The following is a 15,404-nucleotide window of genomic DNA, read 5'->3' on the forward strand; positions in this document are numbered from 1 at the left end:
CGATGACGGCGCCGAGACTGAATGAACTGACGGCGACCGAGGTCGCGCATCGCGTAGCCCGTGGCGAAACAACCGCGCGCGCCGTCGTCGAGGCCTGCCTGGAGCAGGTGTCGCGGCGCGAGGCGGAGGTGATGGCCTTCGCGCATCTCGACGCGCAGGGAGCCCGCGCCGCCGCCGACGCCATCGACAAGCGCGGCACCACATTGCCGCTGGCTGGCGCTGGCCTTGGCGTGAAGGACATCATCGATACTGCCGATATGCCGACCGGCTATGGCTCGCCGATCCATCAGGGGCACCAACCCTCTGCCGATGCGGCCTGCGTTGCCTTGGCGCGCAAGGCGGGCGCCATCGTGCTGGGCAAGACGGTGACGACGGAATTCGCCAACATCCATCCCGGACCGACGCGCAATCCACATGATGTGACGCGCACGCCCGGGGGATCCTCCTCCGGCTCCGCCGCGGCCGTCGCCGCGATGATGCTGCCGTTGGCGCTGGGCACGCAGACCACCTCCTCCACCATTCGCCCTGCCTCTTTCTGCGGCGTGGTGGGCTTTGTGCCGAGCCTGGGCGAGATCCCACTCTCCGGCGTGCGCACCGCCGCGCAATCCTTCGACCGCATCGGCGTCTTCGCACGCTCCGTCGCCGATATCGCCTTGACCTTCGATGCGCTGCGCGGCGTGGCCGTGTCCGCGGCGCCGGAACCCTACGCGCCGCGCATCGGCTACTGCCGCGGCCATCTGGCGGAGCGGATGGATGCGGGCACAGCGGAGCGGATGGATGCGCTGGCACTGCATCTGTCGCGCGCCGGCGCAGCTGTTTCGGATGTGACGGTCGGCCCAACCTTCCTGGGTCTTTCACAGACGCATCAGGCGATCTCCAGCTTCGAGTTCCTGCGTAACTTCACCTATGAGATCGAGCACCACTGGTCGCGTATCAGCACGACGCTGCGGGAAGGCCGCATCGCCCATGGCCGCGCCTGCAGCCACGCCGCGTATCGAGCCGCGCTGCAGCAGGCGAGCCAAGCACGCGCGGCAATCGGCGAATTGTTCGAGGGCCATGACCTGCTGCTGGCCGCCGCCGCGGCCGGCGAGGCTCCGCAAGGGAGCGCGACTGGCGACTTCCAATTCTGCGCCGTCTGGACGGTGCTTGGATTGCCAGCCCTTTCCCTGCCTTTGATGACCGGGCCGAACGGACTCCCGATCGGTGCGCAATTGCTGGCCCGGCCAGGCGACGAAGCCAGGCTGTTGGCGGCGGCGGAGTGGGTGATGCGCCATGGGAATGGATGAGGCACCAGCGCTCAGCCTCGTGCCGCAGACTCATGCCGATCGCGCTTTCGCCAGCATTGAACATGCCATCGTCACGGGGGAGTTCCCGCCTGGCAGCCGGCTTGGAGAGGAGACTCTTGCGGCGCGCTACGGCATCAGTCGCGGGCCGTTGCGGGAAGCGCTTCGGCGGCTCGAAGGCCGCGGCCTGGTGGTGCGCCTGCCGCATGCGGGCGTCAGGGTGGTGGCGCTCGATCGGCAGGACCTGATCGAACTGTATGAGATTCGCGCCAATCTCGAAGGCCTGGCGTGCCGCCTGGCCGCGGAACGCGCGACGGATGAGGGGATTGCGGCCCTGGAGGCCCTACTCCACGAACACGCGGCGGATGCGCGCATACGCTCAGGCGAATCCTATTTCCAGGAGCCTGGCGCCTTCGACTTTCATTTTGCCGTGGCGGCGCTGTCCAAATCCCGCAGGCTGGAACAGCTGCTCTGCCAGGACCACTATTCGCTGACGCGGCTGTTCCGCTTCCACACCAGCAACAAGCCGGATCGGGCACGACGAGCCTATGATGACCACCTGCGGATCTGCGCTGCTTTGCGCGACCGGGATGGCGAATTGGCGGAGATGCTGATGCGCAGGCATGTGGATGCAGCTCGGCGGGAATTGGAGGCGATGGGCCTGCCTGGGCAATAGCACCCCAGGGCGGCCGCGGCGCGGTTGGCCCGCGCCGCCTTCAGGTCGCCGCGCCGCGCTACAGGCTGCGGCGAAACGCCGCGACCGGCATCCGGCCGATTTCGGTCAGCAGAAGCGGCCAGAGGCGCAGGCCCTCGTCCAGCGAAGAAAGCCGGAAAAACTCATTCGGCGCATGGGCGTCCTCGTCGGCGCTGGCGAGTCCGAACATCAGGCTGTCCATGCCGAGGCTTTCCTGGAACAGCGTCGTGATCGGCACCGTGCCGCCGAGGCGCATCACCGCCGGCTCCGCCCCCTTCTCCCGCCGCAACACCGCCGAAGCGGCGGCGCGCAGCGGGTGGTCGGCGGCGAGCGTATAGGCCCGCGTGCCACCCGGGCTGTAATGGAATTCCAGCGTTACGCCAGTCAGGGCGTGACGTTCGAGATGCGCCTTCACTGCGGCCTGCGTCGCCGCCGGGTCCTGGCCGGGGACCAGGCGCATGGTGAGCTTGGCATGCGCCTCCGCCGGCGTGACGGTCTTCCCGCCGCTGCCCGTATATCCGCCCCACATGCCGTTGACCTCGACGGTGGGGCGAAGTGTCGTGCGCTCCCGGACCGTATAGGCCGGGTCTCCGAAGGGAGCGGCGCCGAATTCCGCATACCAAGCGGACTCGTCCAACGGGAGCGAGGCGGATTCAACGCGGAGGGCGTTGGTGAGGGGCGCGGCACCCGCCTCGAAGCCCTCGACGGCGACACGGCCTTCGTCCTCATGCAGCGAGGCGACCAGGCGCGCCATTTCATGCAGGGCGTTGCGCATGGCGCCGCCGACCTTGCCCGAATGGGCGTCCTTCTTCGCGGTGCGCAGGCTGAATTGCAGCGCGGTGATACCGCGGCAGCCGATATTCAGGACCGGCACCTTGCCCGCAGCGCCACCACCATCGGCCGACAGCATGGCATCGGCGGCCAGCAATGTACGATGCGCCTCGATCAGTGCCGGCAGGCTCGGGCTGCCGACCTCCTCCTCGCCTTCGAGGAACAGTTTGACATTGACCGGGCAGCCCCCTTCTACGGCAAGGAACGCCGCCACCGTCTCGATGGCGATGGTGGTGGACCCCTTCACGTCGCTCGCGCCGCGCGCGTAGATCCGGCCGTCGCGGAGCGTCGGCTCGAAGGGCGGCGACTGCCAGAGTTCGAGCGGGTCGGCCGGCTGAACATCGTAATGGCCATAGATCATGATGGTGGGCTTGTCCGGGCCGGCGCCATTCCAGGCGCCGTAGACAGCCGGCTGGCCAGCCGGCGCCTCCAGCAGTTGGACATCCTGCATGCCGATCGCCCGCAACCGGTCGAGCAGAAAGGTGCGGGCGCCGTGCATGCCCTCGGCGAAAGCGGGGTCTGTGCTGACGGAGGGGAAACGGATCAGCGTCAACAGCCGCTCGAGGATCGCGTCCCTCTGGCCTGCGAGGTAATTCGCGACGCGTTCGCTCATAGACCGTTCTCCGAATTGCAAGGCAACATTAGAGGCGGCGCGTCAGTCATGCCAACGGTGGGATGGAGCTTTGATTTGTCGGGGGCGTTCGCGTGATCGCGTTTGCGTTGGACATGCGAAAGCCGCCTGCGGAGCGTGTGCTCCGAGGCGGCGGTTTGTGTTGGGTGGATATGGCTGAATGGGATGCGGGGACGCGCAAGCGTCTTGATTTGCTGCGCGTTGGATGATGCGATGGAACTGCGGAGCGGTGCAGTCGGAGTGCCAGTTTCAATGTCAGTGATGGACTGCTAAAAGGTTTCGGTCCCGGCATCTGGTGGTGCGGGTTCGGGGTGAAGCGTGGAGGCTCGAGGGCTCATGCTCTGCAGACGAATTCGTAGGGTGTGAGGCCGCGGACGCGCTTGAGCCGGCGGCCGAAATTGTAGGCCGCGCCAAAGTCGTCGAGGTACCGCCAGAGTAATACGGGCGAAGCGGTGCTCGATGCCATGCTCGGTGCAACGCAGGGGCCGGGTAGCTCACTCATCCTCATCGGGCGATAGTGAATCGCGCTTTGCTGCCTATGTCGAGGCGCTTGGCGTGGCTCTCGGCCATGCCGGCTTGCTGCTGCCGGGCGACCGCAAGAGCATTGATCCCATGGCCGCGCGGGTTGAGCTTGGTCGAATCCAGGCTGCCCATCAGTCGCAGCACCACCTGATCGCCAAGGCCGACTGGTCCGACGTGGCGATGCTGGCCGCAGTCCGCGCCGAGGTCTTGCCCGCGATCCAGCAACACGGCCCGATCCAGCTGTGGATCATCGACGACACCGGCTTCCCCAAGAAGGGCGTGCACTCCGTCGGCGTCGCACGGCAGTATTGCGGCCAACTCGATAAGCAGGAGAACTGCCAGGTCGCCATCAGCCTCTCGGTCGCCAACCAACATGCCAGCCTGCCCGTGGCCACAGGCTCTACCTGCCGAAGGTCTGGGGCGGGGATACGACGCGGCGCTCCAAGGCCGGCGTGCCCGGATGGATCAGGCGGCGGTCACATTTGCCACCCAGACCGGTGCCGCATCATCGCTACAGACGTGCCGAGGCGATCCGCGCCCCCTCCGTCAGCGAGGCCAGCTTCGCCCAGGCGATGTCGCCATGCACCGCGCCATAGCCGGCGAAGGTACCGAAACCGCAATCGGTGCCGGCGATGACGCGCTCCGGCCCTACGATCCGAGCGAAGGTCTCGATCCGCTGGGCCACCAGCTCCGGGTGCTCAACGAAGTTCGTCGTGCTGTCCAGGCAGCCGGGAATCAGCACCCAGTCCGGCGGCAGCGTCTGGTCACGCCAAACCGTCCACTCATGGGCATGTCGCGGGTTCGATGCCTCGAACAGCAGCCCACCGATGCGCAGCTTGCGCAGCACCGGCAGCACACGGCCCAGCGCGATGTCACGCGTATGCGGCCCCTCGTAATTGCCCCAGCAGATGTGCAGCCGGACATGCTCGGGCGCGATGTTGCGGAGCGCGTGGTTGATCACCTCCACATGCCGCTCGGCCCGCAGCAGGAATGCATCCTCTGTCAGTTCCGGATACAGCATGTGGCGGCCGAGGCCGAGGTCCGGCGCATCGATCTGCAACGTGAGGCCGGCGGCGACAATGCCCTCATATTCATGCCGCATCCCCTCCGCCAGATCCGTCATGTAGCTGTCGAGGTCGGGGTGGATATCGGAGGGCTGGAACAGCGCGATGACACCGGGCGAAGCGCTGTTCATGAAGCCCGTGGCATAGCCGGCGCCGTCCAACGCCTGGCGCATCAGCCGAAGGTCATGCGCCAGCGGGTCCATCGACTTCACCCCGATCGGGCCCGTGCAGCGCGGCCGCCGATAGGTGGGCGTGCCGCCGCCGCGCGCGATCTTTTCAGCATAGGCCGGGAAGTCGCCGAGGTCAGCCGGCATGCGACGGGGGCTGTCGCCGGCAAAGCCGGTCAGCCGGTCCTTGATATAGGTGGCATAGGAGATCTTGGAGGTTTCGCCATCCGAGGGGATGTCGATGCCGATCGCCTTCTGCCGGCGCAGTACCTCATGCGTCGCGTGATCCATCGCGGCGTCATAGGCGGCGGGATCGGTTGGCTCGCCGCGTTCGCGCGCGAACAGGAAGTCGGCGACGATCTGGCTGCGCGGCAGGGAGCCGACATGGGTGGTGCGGATGTGGGTCATGCGGTGCGACCTCAGACGAAGCGCGGCGCGGCGGGGGCATCGCCGCCGCGCACGACATAGGCGGCGACACCGTTGGAGGAGCTGGCGCGGAAGCCGCGCGCCAGGCCCTTCGGCGTGGTGAAGGTATCGCCCGGGCCGAGGATCACCTCCCCTTCCGGCGTCGTGATCTGCAGCACGCCGCGATGGACGAAGATCACCTCCTCCTCCTCCCGCACATGGCTCGGCACGCTGGCGCCGGATTCCAGGCGCAGCGCGCGCAGGTTGAAGCCATGCGGCCACCAGCCGATGAGCGGGCCGGGCTCGAAACCGTCGCCGGTACGCGCCGGGCCAATGATCGGCAACTCCTCCACCCCTTCGCGCGCCAGCGGCGAGCTCGGGTTGGCGCGCAGGTCGCCGGCCTTAATGACGCAGCCCTGCAGTCGCTCCGCCGGCGGGGTGGCCAGCGCCGCGATCTGCTCCGGCCCCGGCGGCTGCTGTCGCACGGCATTCGCCGGGACGCTTTCCCCGACCGTGGTGTCCACCAGCCGGCCGCCTTCCAGCAGCACCAGGCCGTATTGCTGCGCGAGTTCGAAGACGCGCGGTGCCCAGGTGACCTTGCCTGGATTGTCGCGGCCGAGCACGGCGAACAGGAAGCCGGTCTCCGAGCCGATATTCTCGAAGCCGCGATACATGTGGGTGGGGATGGAGATGGTGTCGCCTTCCTCCATCACCACGTCGCCTTCATCGGCATTCACGCCGAAGATCATGCGCCAGCGGCCCTTATGGGCAATGAAGACTTCCGCCGTCTCGTGGCTGTGCTGGCTGTTCAGGCAGCCCGGCGGCTGGCGCGCACCGCCGATATTGAAGCCATGCGCTTCGGGGATATGCACATGCTGATTGGGATTCTCGCTGACGCCGGGACCAATGAGGGTGAAATTCTCCTTGGCGTCGGAGCCCGGCGTGCGGCTGTCGACGAAGGCGTTGCGGCAGGGGATGAGGTCCGCATAGCGGATCAGGCGATCGGTCAGCATGGCGGTCATTCCGGTTGCAGGCGCTTGGTCGAAGCGGCGTCGAACAGATGCAGGCGGCTGGCATCGAGGCGCAGCGCCACGGTGCTGCCGATCTCGGCCCGCCAGGCACGGTCCGCCTTGGCGATGATTCGCGCGGCGCCAGCCTGCACGGTGACCAGCACCGCATCGCCGGTGAGCTCCACCGCATAGATGCTGGCGTCGAGATCACCGCTGCCAGCGGGCGCCACTGTGACATCCTCGGGCCGCACGCCGAGCACAGCGCGGCCGCAATGGCGCGTGACGCCGGTTATGGCGTGGAAGCCGCCGGCTGCGGCGAAACGGCCATCCGCATGATCGCCATCCACCAGGTTCATCGGCGGCGATCCGATGAAGCCGGCGACGAATAGATCGGCAGGGCGGTCATAAATCACCTCCGGCGTGTCGAGCTGACGGATCTCGCCGCCCTGCATGACGGCGACGCGATGCGCCAGCGTCATCGCCTCGATCTGGTCATGGGTGACATAGACGGTGGTGACGCCGAGCTCATGTTGCAGGTGCTTGATCTCGGCCCGCGTCGAGACGCGGAGCTTGGCGTCGAGGTTCGACAGCGGCTCATCCATCAGGAAGACGGTCGGCCGCCGAACGATGGCGCGCGCCAGCGCCACGCGCTGCCGCTGGCCGCCGGAAAGCTCCTTCGGCCGGCGGTGCAGCAGCGGCTCCAGCTCCACCTTCGCCGCCGCGGCACGCACCTGCGCGGCGCGTTCCGCGCCCTTAATGCCGCGCAGCTTCAGGGGGTAGCCGATATTGTCCTCGACGGTCATGTGCGGATAGAGGCCGTAGGACTGGAAAACCATGGCGATGTCGCGGTCGCGCGGCGGCAGGTCGTTCACCCGCTGGCCGCCGATCAGGATGTCGCCCGTCGTCGGCTCCTCCAGCCCCGCGATCATCCGCATCGTCGTGGTCTTGCCGCAGCCGGAGGGGCCGAGCAGCACCATGAACTCCCCGTCGCGAATCTCCAGCGACTGGTCGCGCACCGCGGTGAAGCCGCCCCAGGCCTTGGTCACGTTGCGCAAGCTTACGTCAGCCATGGGCCCTCACTTCACCGCGCCGCCCGTCATGCCGCGCACGAAGTGGCGCTGGATGACGGAGGACAGAAGAAACATCGGAATGGAGATCAGGATTCCCGCCGCGGCGATCAGCTCCCACAGGTCGCCACGCTCGGTGCGGAAGCGGGTGATGCCGACCGGCAGGGTCACCGCGTTGTCGCGCGTAAGGATCAGCGCGAACAGAAACTCGTTCCAGGTCAGGATGAAGCAGAACACGGCAGTAACCAGCACACCCGGCCAGACCATCGGCACGACGATGTCGAGGATGACCCGCAGCCGCGTCGCACCGTCGACCATCGCCGCTTCCTCGGATTCCGTAGGCACCGCGTCGAGAAAACCCTTCAGCATCCAGACCGCGAAGGGCGTGACGATGGCGAGGTTGACGATGACCAGCGCCAGATGCGTGTCCAGCAGCCCGAGGTCGCGGAACAGCAGGTAGAAGGGCAGCACCACCACCACGGCCGGGATGAACTGCGTCGCCAGGATGGTAAAGAACAGCGCGCCCTTGAAGCGCATCTCGAAGCGGCTGAAGGCGTAGGCCGCCAGGGTCGAGCAGGGGATGGAGATCAGCACCGTCAGCGTCGCCACCACGGTGCTATTCCACAGCGCCGCGCCGATGTTCCAGGGGGCGGCGAAGATCGTGCGGAAGTTGTCCAGCGTCGGGGTGAACAGCAGCGTCAGCTCGAACAGGTCGACCGGTCGCTTGAAGGCGGTCAGCGCCATCCAGACAATGGGGAACAGGATGAGGAACAGCGCCAGCAGAAGAATGGCGCTCTCCAGCCCCTTCATCACCAGCTTGCGGCGGCGCGCGGCCGTGGCGCGGGTCCCGTTCATGCGCCACCCGGCTTGCGCAGGATCAGCTTCATGTACCAGACCGCCAGGAACACCAGCATCGCGGTGAGGATCCAGGCGACGGCGGAGGCATAGCCCATGTCGTACCAGCGGAAGGCGATGGAATAGACGAGATAGGCCAGGGTGACGGTGGATTGCCCGGGCCCCCCGCCGGTCAAGGTCACCACCTGGTCGAACATCTTCAGCGCGAAGACGGTCTTGAGGATCGCGACCACCGCCAGCACCGGCATCAGGGCCGGCAGCGTCACGTCCCGGAACACCTGCCATTCGCTGGCACCGTCGATGCGCGCCGCTTCCTCCGGCTCCTTCGGCAAGGCGGAGAGGCCACCCAGCACCACCAGCGTCATATAGGGGACCCAGCGCCAGGCATCGGAGAAGACCAGCACCAGCAGCGCGGCCACCGGGTCCGCCAGCCAGACATAGCCCTGCAGCCAGGGCACCACCGCCCCGGCCAGCCAGGTGAAGACGCCCATCTCCGCATTGAACATGAAGCGGAAGGAAATGCCGACCAGCGCGGGGGAGACAGCGAAGGGCAGGATCAGCACCGCGCGCGTCATGCTGTGCAGCACCCCCGCGCGCCGCAGCAGCACCGCCAGGCCCAGCGCGCAGACCACGGTCAGCGCCACGTCGATGGCGACGAAACTCGCCGTCACCTGAAGCGCATTGGCGAAATCCGGGTCGTCGGTCAACGCGGTGACGTAGTGCTCCGGGCCGATGAACGGCCCGGGCGTCAGCGATCGCGTCAGCCGCCAATCCCGGAAGCTGGTGACGAGCGACACGGCGAGCGGCCAGATCGTCGTGCCCAGCACCAGCAAGGCCGCCGGCAGGATCAGCACATATTTGAGCCGGCGGTCCTGCATACGCTATCAGCCGCGGCGGATGATGCGGCGCACCTGCGCGGCGGCACCGTTGAAGGCTTCCGGCACCGTGCGGGTGCCCGTTGCCGCCTCGCTCATCGCCGTCTCCAGCGCCTCGCTGATCTGCGGCCATTCGGGGCCGTAAGTTATGCTCTGGGTCCGTGCCAGACCCTCCGCGGCGAAGCGGTGCATGCCGCCGAAGCGGGCGTTCACCGCCTCGTCCATCAGGTTCGGCTGCATCACGGCCACCACGTCGTTCTCGCGCGGGTCCAGCAGCACCTCGCGCTCCAGCGCCGGGTTGGCGATCCAGGTCAGCAGCTCCGCCGCCGCCTCCTTGCGCCGCGACCGGCGCGGGATGCCCCAGACCCAGGTGTTGGTGAAGGTGGTGCGCGGGCGGCCTTCATAGGACGGCATGGGCGCGAAGCCGATCTGGCTGTCCGTCAGCCGGCTGGATTGCGGGTTCACCAAGGTGGAGCGCACCCACCACCACACCGGCAGCATCGCCGCATTGCCCTGGCCCATGCTGTTCACCGCGTCCTGTTCCGTGAAGGACAGGGCGCCGGCGGGCACCACGCGATGGCGGCGCAGCAGGTCCACATAGTCCTGCACGGATTGCAGGCCGGCGGTGCTGTTGAAGGCGGGTTGGCCGCGTTCATCGAACAGGCTGGCGCCGCGGCCCCAAAGGAAATTGTACCAGACCATCAGGTTCTGGCCGTTGCCGCGGCCATAGGGCACGGAGACGCCGGCGATGCCGCTCTCCTTCTCCTGCACCGCCTTGGCAGTCTCGACCAGCGCATCCCAGGTCGCGGGAACCGTCAGATTGTGCTTCTCGAACAGGTCGCGCCGATAAAACAGCAGCTGCACATGGCCGCGGCTGGGCAGGCCCAGCAGCTTGCCGTCGTAGCGGCCCTGCCGCAGATGCGCCTCCGGCCAACGATCCAGCGGGATGGATTTGGCGCGAACCAGATCGTCGATCGGGTCGAACAGGTTGTTCAGGGACGCGACCCACTGGTCCATGGCGATGGCCAGGTCGTAGTCGCCGCCGCCGCCGACCATCTCGGCCGTCAGCGCCTCCCGCATGCTGGCGAAGGGCACGAAGGTGTACTTCGCGGTGATGCCGGTCTGCTCGGTGAAGGCGGCCAGCCGCGCCTCATGCGCGCGGAACTGCGAGGAGACGACGCAGAGCACCTTCAGCTCCTGCCCCGCGAAGGGTTTGCCGGGGCGTAGGCCCGGCGTCGCGATGACGGAGGCGCGGGCTGGCACGGCCGCCGCGAGCGCGGCGCCTCCGGCAGCGGCCAAAAGTTCACGACGGCGGATCGCCATGGTCGGTCCCTCCTCCCTTGGCGTCGGCTGGCTGCCGCGCCGTTTTTTTGTCCGGCTTTGACCGGGTGCTTGCATACGCATGCAACCCTAGCCGCCTGTTTCCCCCGCTGGCAAGCCTCAACCCGTGATGTCGTTCCGAACCGGCCGCCAGACCAGCTGTTCCGCCAGGCTGACGCAGCCCTCCGGCGGCATGCGGGCGGAGCCGCGCACCACCAGCTCGCCCCGCACCACCTCATGCCGCGTGGGAGTCGCGGGGTCCTCGATCATTTCACAGACGAGCGCGACGGTGGCATCCACCATCGGCTGCACCGGCTGGGAGAAGGAGGTCAGGGAGAAGCTTGGCCAGCGCGCGGGGCCGGTATCGTCAAAACCGACCAAGGACAGGTCGCGCGGAATCCGCAGCCCGAATTCGTGCCGCGCGACCTCCGCTACCGCGGTCGCCATATGGTCGTTGCCGCAGAAGATCGCATCCGGCCGGTCCGGCCGCGCCAGCAGCCGGCGCGCGGCGGCGGAAGCTTCTTCAAACTGGTACAGCCCGACTTCGCGCAGCGGAGGCGGATGCCCGTTCTCCTGCAGCCACCCGCAAAAACCGCTTTCGCGATCCCGACTTGTGGAGGAATTCTCGATGCCCGCCAGGAAGCCGAGTCGGCGATGCCCACCGGCCACCAGAAACTCCGCGATCAGCCGCCCGCCGCGCAGATTTTCGCCGGTGACGGAGGAAACGCTGGCCGCGCGGCTGGTGCGGTTGAACAGCAGCACGGGAATCCCGGCCGCCTGGCACTGATCCGCCAATTCTGAGGACAGCGTCGTCGAGGCCAGAATCAGCGCATCCACGCGCCAGGCCAGCACCTCCTGCAACTGCGGGTCAGCGTGGCGGCCGGCATCGGGCATGAACAGCAGCATCTGGTAGCCGCGCGCCTGCAGCCCGCGCGAAAGCGCCTCCAGCACATCCGGGTAGAAGTGGTTCTGCAGATAGCTGGCAGCGACGCCGATGATGCGGCTGCGCCGGGTGGTCAGCGACCGGGCAATGGCATTGGGGCGATAGCCGAGCTGGCGCGCAGCCTCCGCCACACGCTCGCGGGTTTCCTCCGCGATGGAGGCGCCCGGCGTGAAGGCGCGGCTGACCGCGGATTGCGACACGCCGGCAAGGCGCGCGACATCGGTCGCCGTGGCATGCCGCTTCCGGCTCATCCCGCCGTCCAGCCGCCATCCACCAGGACGGATGAGCCGGTCATCAGCGAGGCCGCATCGGAACACAGGAACAGGATGGCGCCCATCAGATCCTCCACCTGGCCGAGCCGGCCGAGCTTGATCTTCTGCACCACCTGGCTGCGGAATGTCTCGTCCCGCAGGAAGGGCCGGGTCATCGGCGTCTCGATGAAGGTGGGGCACAGCGTGTTCACGCGGATGCCGTGCGGCGCCAGGTCGATCGCCATGGCGCGCGCCACGCCTTCGATTGCCCATTTGGAGGCGCAGTAGACGCTACGCCGTGCGCCGCCGACATGGCCCATCTGCGAGGAGACATGCAGGATGGCGCCGGGGATGTTCGCGGCGATCATGCCGCGCGCCACGGCCTGCGCCAGGAAGAAGGCGGCGCGCAGGTTCAGCGTCATCACCGCGTCGAAATCCGCCGGCGTCACGTCCTGGAAGGTGGCGGGGCGGTTGGTGCCGGCATTGTTCACCAGCGCGTGGAAGGGCGGCTGTGCGGCGATCTGCGCCGCCGCACGCTCGATATCCGTGACATCCAGCACCAGCGCCTCCGCACTGCCGCCCTCGGCGCGAATCTCCGAAGCCGCCGCCTCGATCTCCTCGCGCGAGCGGGCGGCGAGCACGACATGCGCGCCGGCCTCAGCCAGCGCCGCGGCGGCGGCCAGGCCTATTCCACGGCCAGCGCCCGTCACCAGCGCGCGGCGGCCCTCGAGGCGAAAGGAGGGGGTGCGGGGCAGCGCCATGTCAGTCGGCCGCCGCGCCATAGGGCACGTTGCGTCCGCCATAGCGGCGCAGCCGGATATTGGCCTGCTCGGCATGGCCCACAAAACCCTCCAGCATGCAGAGCCGGGAACAATAGGCGCCGATCATCGCACTCGCCTCATCCGTGAGAACCCGCTGGTAGGTCACGGTCTTCAGGAACTTGCCGACCCAGAGCCCGCCCGTATAGCGCGCCGCGCCCATGGTCGGCAGGGTGTGGTTGGTGCCAATGACCTTGTCGCCGTAGCTGACATTGGTGCGCGGGCCGAGGAACAGCGCGCCGTAGTTGGTCATGTTCGCCAGGAAGAAGTCATCATCCGACGTCATCAGCTGCACATGCTCGGAGGCGATGCGATCGGCCTCCCGCAGCATCTCCGCGCGATCCTCGCAGAGGATCACCTCGCCATAATCGGCCCAGGCCTTTGCCGCCACGGCGGCGGTCGGCAGGATGGTGAGCAGGCGCTCCACCTCCGCCATCGTCGCGCGCGCCAGTTTTTCCGAGGTGGTCAGCAGGATCGCGGGACTGGTCGGGCCGTGCTCGGCCTGGCCAAGCAGGTCGGTCGCGCAGATTTCCGCATCCACCGTCTCATCGCAGATGATCAGCGTCTCGGTCGGGCCGGCAAAAAGGTCGATGCCGACACGGCCGAACAACTGCCGCTTGGCCTCCGCCACATAGGCATTGCCCGGACCGACCAGCATGTCCACCGCCCCGATGGTCTCCGTGCCGAGCGCCATGGCGCCCACCGCCTGCACGCCGCCAAGGCAATGGATCTCATCCGCCCCCGCCAGGTGCTGCGCGGCGACGATGGCGGGCGCCGGGCGGCCCTGATAGGGCGGCGCGCAGGTGACGATGCGCGGCACGCCGGCCACCTTCGCCGTCACCACCGACATATGAGCCGAGGCCAGCAGCGGGTACTTGCCACCCGGCACGTAGCAGCCCACCGAGTTCATCGGGATGTTCTTGTGGCCGAGCACCACGCCCGGCAGCGTCTCCACCTCGATGTCCTGCAACGCGGCGCGCTGGTGCTGGGCGAAGTTGCGGACCTGTTCCTGGGCGAAACGGATATCGTCCAGTGCGCGCGCGGGCAGTTCCGCCAGGCAGGCGCGGATCTCCGCATCGGTCAGGCGCGAATCGAGGCGTTCCAGGCCGTCGAAGCGGGCCGACATCTCCCGCACCGCCGCGTCCCCGCGCGCGGCGATATCCGCCAGCAGGCGCTCTACCGTGGCGCGCACCTCGGTCTGCGCGGCCTCCTTGTCGGCAGCGCCGATGGAGCGCTTGAGCCAGGTCGCCATATCGTTCTTCCCCTACCGATGGGCAGGACATTGCCCGCAAGCTGCATGCGTATGCAAGATAGTGGCTGCACCCGGCGGCCGTGAGCCTCGATTCTGCGTTCCGCAGGGCCCGCGAGCGGGAGATGCTCCCCCCGCGCTTGCTTGAATGACGTTTATATTGCAGTTTTATGACCGCACGCGCGAAACGCGCCTGTGCGACGCCATGCCGTCCGGAGGGGGGAGGCTGCAGGCTGCGCGCGCGTCCAGGCAGAAGGGCCTGGCGGCACGCACCGCTTAACGCCTTGCGCATCCGGGCTCCGTCCGCGCCGCGAAGACGAGCCGAAAAGGAAACGCCCGATGCAACGCCGCCTTCTGCTCCCGATCCTGCTGATCGGCCCAGCTGGGTTCACCGCGCCAGCCGCGGCGCAGGGCAGCCTCAACCTCTACTGCTCGGTGCAGAATGAGTGGTGCCAGGCGGTAGCTACCAACTTCCAGCGCGACACTGGCATCCGCGTGAGCATGACGCAGCGCGGCAGCGGCGAGACGCTCGCCGCGATCCGCGCCGAAGGCCAGAATCCGCGCGGCGACGTCTGGTTCGGCGGCACTGGCGACCCGCATCTGGCCGCCGGCGAGGAGAACCTGACCCAGGCCTATGAGAGCGCCAACAATGGCGCGCTGCATCCCTGGGCGCTGACCCAGTGGCGGCAATCCGAACGGCGCGCCATCGGCGTCTATGCCGGCGCTGTCGGCTTCGGCATCAACACGGAACTGCTCGCCCGCAAGAACATCGCGCCCCCCGCCTGCTGGGCGGACCTGCTGGATGCGCGCTTTCGCGGCGAGATCCAGATCGCCAATCCGAATTCCTCCGGCACCGCCTATGTGGTCATCGCGACGCTGGTGCAGCTGATGGGGGAGGAACCCGCCTTCACCTATCTGCGCGGGCTGCATCCCAATGTGAATTCCTACACCCGCTCCGGCACCGCGCCGATCAAGGCGGTGGCGCGCGGCGAGACGGGTGTCTCGATCAGCTTCGTGCATGATGCGGTGACGGAGGCCAATGCCGGCTTCCCGGTGACCTACGCCACGCCCTGCGAGGGCACCGGCTATGAGATCGGCTCCATGTCGATCATCCGCGGCGCACGCAACCTGACCCAGGCGCGGCGCTTCTACGACTGGGCGCTGACCGAGCCCGCCCAACGACTGGGCTTCGAGGCCGGTGGCCAGTTGCAGCAGCCCTCCAACACCGCCGCGCCGCTGCCGCCGAATGCGCCTGACCTCTCGCGCATCCGCCTCATCGAATATGATTTCGCCAAGTACGGCCGGGCGGCGGAACGCCGCCGGCTGATCCAGCGCTGGGACCGCGAGGTCGGCTCCGCGCCGCGCTGATCCCCTCACCCCGCCGGCGCGGACCCCCGCGCCGGATCGCTGGCCCCTGCA

General features: G+C 67.9%; 13 protein-coding genes and 2 pseudogenes. 4 read left to right on the forward strand and 11 right to left on the reverse strand.

Features of this window, described 5'->3' with window-relative positions; all coding sequences use genetic code 11:
* Window positions 1-2 precede the first annotated feature (2 nt).
* Together ACVFYP_RS22780 and ACVFYP_RS22785 are read left to right on the forward strand one after the other, a co-directional pair.
* Entirely contained in the window at window positions 3-1,286 is a 1,284-nt protein-coding gene (locus ACVFYP_RS22780) for an amidase (protein WP_499202508.1), read from the forward strand.
* Window positions 1,279-1,959: a GntR family transcriptional regulator gene (locus ACVFYP_RS22785; RefSeq protein ID WP_499202509.1), complete on the forward strand. Its 681-nt coding sequence runs from the start codon at window positions 1,279-1,281 to the stop codon at window positions 1,957-1,959. The genes ACVFYP_RS22780 and ACVFYP_RS22785 overlap by 8 nt, the downstream gene beginning before the upstream one ends.
* Before the next feature lie 58 nt (window positions 1,960-2,017).
* On the opposite strand, the gene ACVFYP_RS22790 is transcribed toward ACVFYP_RS22785, so the two are convergent.
* Both ACVFYP_RS22790 and ACVFYP_RS22795 read right to left on the reverse strand, forming a co-directional pair.
* Window positions 2,018-3,421: a M20/M25/M40 family metallo-hydrolase gene (locus ACVFYP_RS22790; protein WP_499202510.1), complete on the reverse strand. Its 1,404-nt coding sequence runs from the start codon at window positions 3,419-3,421 to the stop codon at window positions 2,018-2,020.
* Between the two features lie 355 nt (window positions 3,422-3,776).
* Window positions 3,777-3,875 (reverse strand): annotated as a pseudogene (locus tag ACVFYP_RS22795) (IS481 family transposase); the annotation flags it as partial.
* Between the two features lie 23 nt (window positions 3,876-3,898).
* On the opposite strand from ACVFYP_RS22795, the pseudogene ACVFYP_RS22800 reads away from it, so the two are divergent.
* Window positions 3,899-4,419 (forward strand): annotated as a pseudogene (locus tag ACVFYP_RS22800) (IS701 family transposase); the annotation flags it as partial.
* Between the two features lie 53 nt (window positions 4,420-4,472).
* Here ACVFYP_RS22800 and ACVFYP_RS22805 read toward each other — a convergent pair.
* The 9 genes from ACVFYP_RS22805 to hisD form a co-directional block, all read right to left on the reverse strand.
* On the reverse strand, window positions 4,473-5,600 hold the full coding sequence (locus tag ACVFYP_RS22805) for a cobalamin-independent methionine synthase II family protein (protein ID WP_499202511.1): 1,128 nt from the start codon (window positions 5,598-5,600) through the stop codon (window positions 4,473-4,475).
* An 11-nt stretch (window positions 5,601-5,611) separates the two neighbouring features.
* On the reverse strand, window positions 5,612-6,610 hold the full coding sequence (locus ACVFYP_RS22810) for a cupin domain-containing protein (RefSeq protein WP_499202512.1): 999 nt from the start codon (window positions 6,608-6,610) through the stop codon (window positions 5,612-5,614).
* A 5-nt stretch (window positions 6,611-6,615) separates the two neighbouring features.
* Window positions 6,616-7,677, reverse strand: coding sequence for an ABC transporter ATP-binding protein (locus tag ACVFYP_RS22815; protein ID WP_499202513.1), 1,062 nt, complete (start codon window positions 7,675-7,677; stop codon window positions 6,616-6,618).
* 6 nt (window positions 7,678-7,683) lie between these two features.
* Window positions 7,684-8,529 (reverse strand): carbohydrate ABC transporter permease, encoded by an 846-nt coding sequence (locus ACVFYP_RS22820; protein WP_499202514.1) that lies wholly within the window; start codon window positions 8,527-8,529, stop codon window positions 7,684-7,686.
* Entirely contained in the window at window positions 8,526-9,407 is an 882-nt protein-coding gene (locus tag ACVFYP_RS22825) for a carbohydrate ABC transporter permease (RefSeq protein WP_499202515.1), read from the reverse strand. The genes ACVFYP_RS22820 and ACVFYP_RS22825 overlap by 4 nt, the downstream gene beginning before the upstream one ends.
* Window positions 9,408-9,413: 6 nt before the next feature.
* The gene (locus ACVFYP_RS22830) at window positions 9,414-10,727 is read right to left on the reverse strand and encodes an ABC transporter substrate-binding protein (protein ID WP_499202516.1); all 1,314 of its coding nucleotides are present in this window, start codon (window positions 10,725-10,727) and stop codon (window positions 9,414-9,416) included.
* A 117-nt stretch (window positions 10,728-10,844) separates the two neighbouring features.
* On the reverse strand, window positions 10,845-11,918 hold the full coding sequence (locus ACVFYP_RS22835) for a LacI family DNA-binding transcriptional regulator (RefSeq protein ID WP_499202517.1): 1,074 nt from the start codon (window positions 11,916-11,918) through the stop codon (window positions 10,845-10,847).
* A complete protein-coding gene (locus tag ACVFYP_RS22840; protein WP_499202518.1) occupies window positions 11,915-12,679 on the reverse strand; it encodes an SDR family NAD(P)-dependent oxidoreductase in 765 nt (254 codons plus the stop codon). The genes ACVFYP_RS22835 and ACVFYP_RS22840 overlap by 4 nt, the downstream gene beginning before the upstream one ends.
* A gap of 1 nt (window position 12,680) precedes the next feature.
* On the reverse strand, window positions 12,681-13,988 hold the full coding sequence (hisD, locus tag ACVFYP_RS22845) for a histidinol dehydrogenase (RefSeq protein WP_499202519.1): 1,308 nt from the start codon (window positions 13,986-13,988) through the stop codon (window positions 12,681-12,683).
* A 336-nt stretch (window positions 13,989-14,324) separates the two neighbouring features.
* Between hisD and ACVFYP_RS22850 the strand changes: the two genes are divergently transcribed.
* The gene (locus ACVFYP_RS22850) at window positions 14,325-15,353 is read left to right on the forward strand and encodes an ABC transporter substrate-binding protein (protein ID WP_499202520.1); all 1,029 of its coding nucleotides are present in this window, start codon (window positions 14,325-14,327) and stop codon (window positions 15,351-15,353) included.
* Window positions 15,354-15,404 lie beyond the last annotated feature (51 nt).

It is taken from the genome of Roseomonas sp. F4 (genome assembly GCF_053891155.1).

Bases quoted from the DNA above. Each gene is read 5' to 3' on its own strand.
- hisD (WP_499202519.1), bottom strand. From the start codon at position 13,988: ATGGCGACCTGGCTCAAGCGCTCCATCGGCGCTGCCGACAAGGAGGCC.
- ACVFYP_RS22805 (WP_499202511.1), bottom strand. From the start codon at position 5,600: ATGACCCACATCCGCACCACCCATGTCGGCTCCCTGCCGCGCAGCCAG.
- ACVFYP_RS22790 (WP_499202510.1), bottom strand. From the start codon at position 3,421: ATGAGCGAACGCGTCGCGAATTACCTCGCAGGCCAGAGGGACGCGATC.
- ACVFYP_RS22850 (WP_499202520.1), top strand. From the start codon at position 14,325: ATGCAACGCCGCCTTCTGCTCCCGATCCTGCTGATCGGCCCAGCTGGG.
- ACVFYP_RS22825 (WP_499202515.1), bottom strand. From the start codon at position 9,407: ATGCAGGACCGCCGGCTCAAATATGTGCTGATCCTGCCGGCGGCCTTG.
- ACVFYP_RS22840 (WP_499202518.1), bottom strand. From the start codon at position 12,679: ATGGCGCTGCCCCGCACCCCCTCCTTTCGCCTCGAGGGCCGCCGCGCG.
- ACVFYP_RS22820 (WP_499202514.1), bottom strand. From the start codon at position 8,529: ATGAACGGGACCCGCGCCACGGCCGCGCGCCGCCGCAAGCTGGTGATG.
- ACVFYP_RS22835 (WP_499202517.1), bottom strand. From the start codon at position 11,918: ATGAGCCGGAAGCGGCATGCCACGGCGACCGATGTCGCGCGCCTTGCC.
- ACVFYP_RS22810 (WP_499202512.1), bottom strand. From the start codon at position 6,610: ATGCTGACCGATCGCCTGATCCGCTATGCGGACCTCATCCCCTGCCGC.
- ACVFYP_RS22830 (WP_499202516.1), bottom strand. From the start codon at position 10,727: ATGGCGATCCGCCGTCGTGAACTTTTGGCCGCTGCCGGAGGCGCCGCG.
- ACVFYP_RS22785 (WP_499202509.1), top strand. From the start codon at position 1,279: ATGGATGAGGCACCAGCGCTCAGCCTCGTGCCGCAGACTCATGCCGAT.
- ACVFYP_RS22815 (WP_499202513.1), bottom strand. From the start codon at position 7,677: ATGGCTGACGTAAGCTTGCGCAACGTGACCAAGGCCTGGGGCGGCTTC.
- ACVFYP_RS22780 (WP_499202508.1), top strand. From the start codon at position 3: ATGACGGCGCCGAGACTGAATGAACTGACGGCGACCGAGGTCGCGCAT.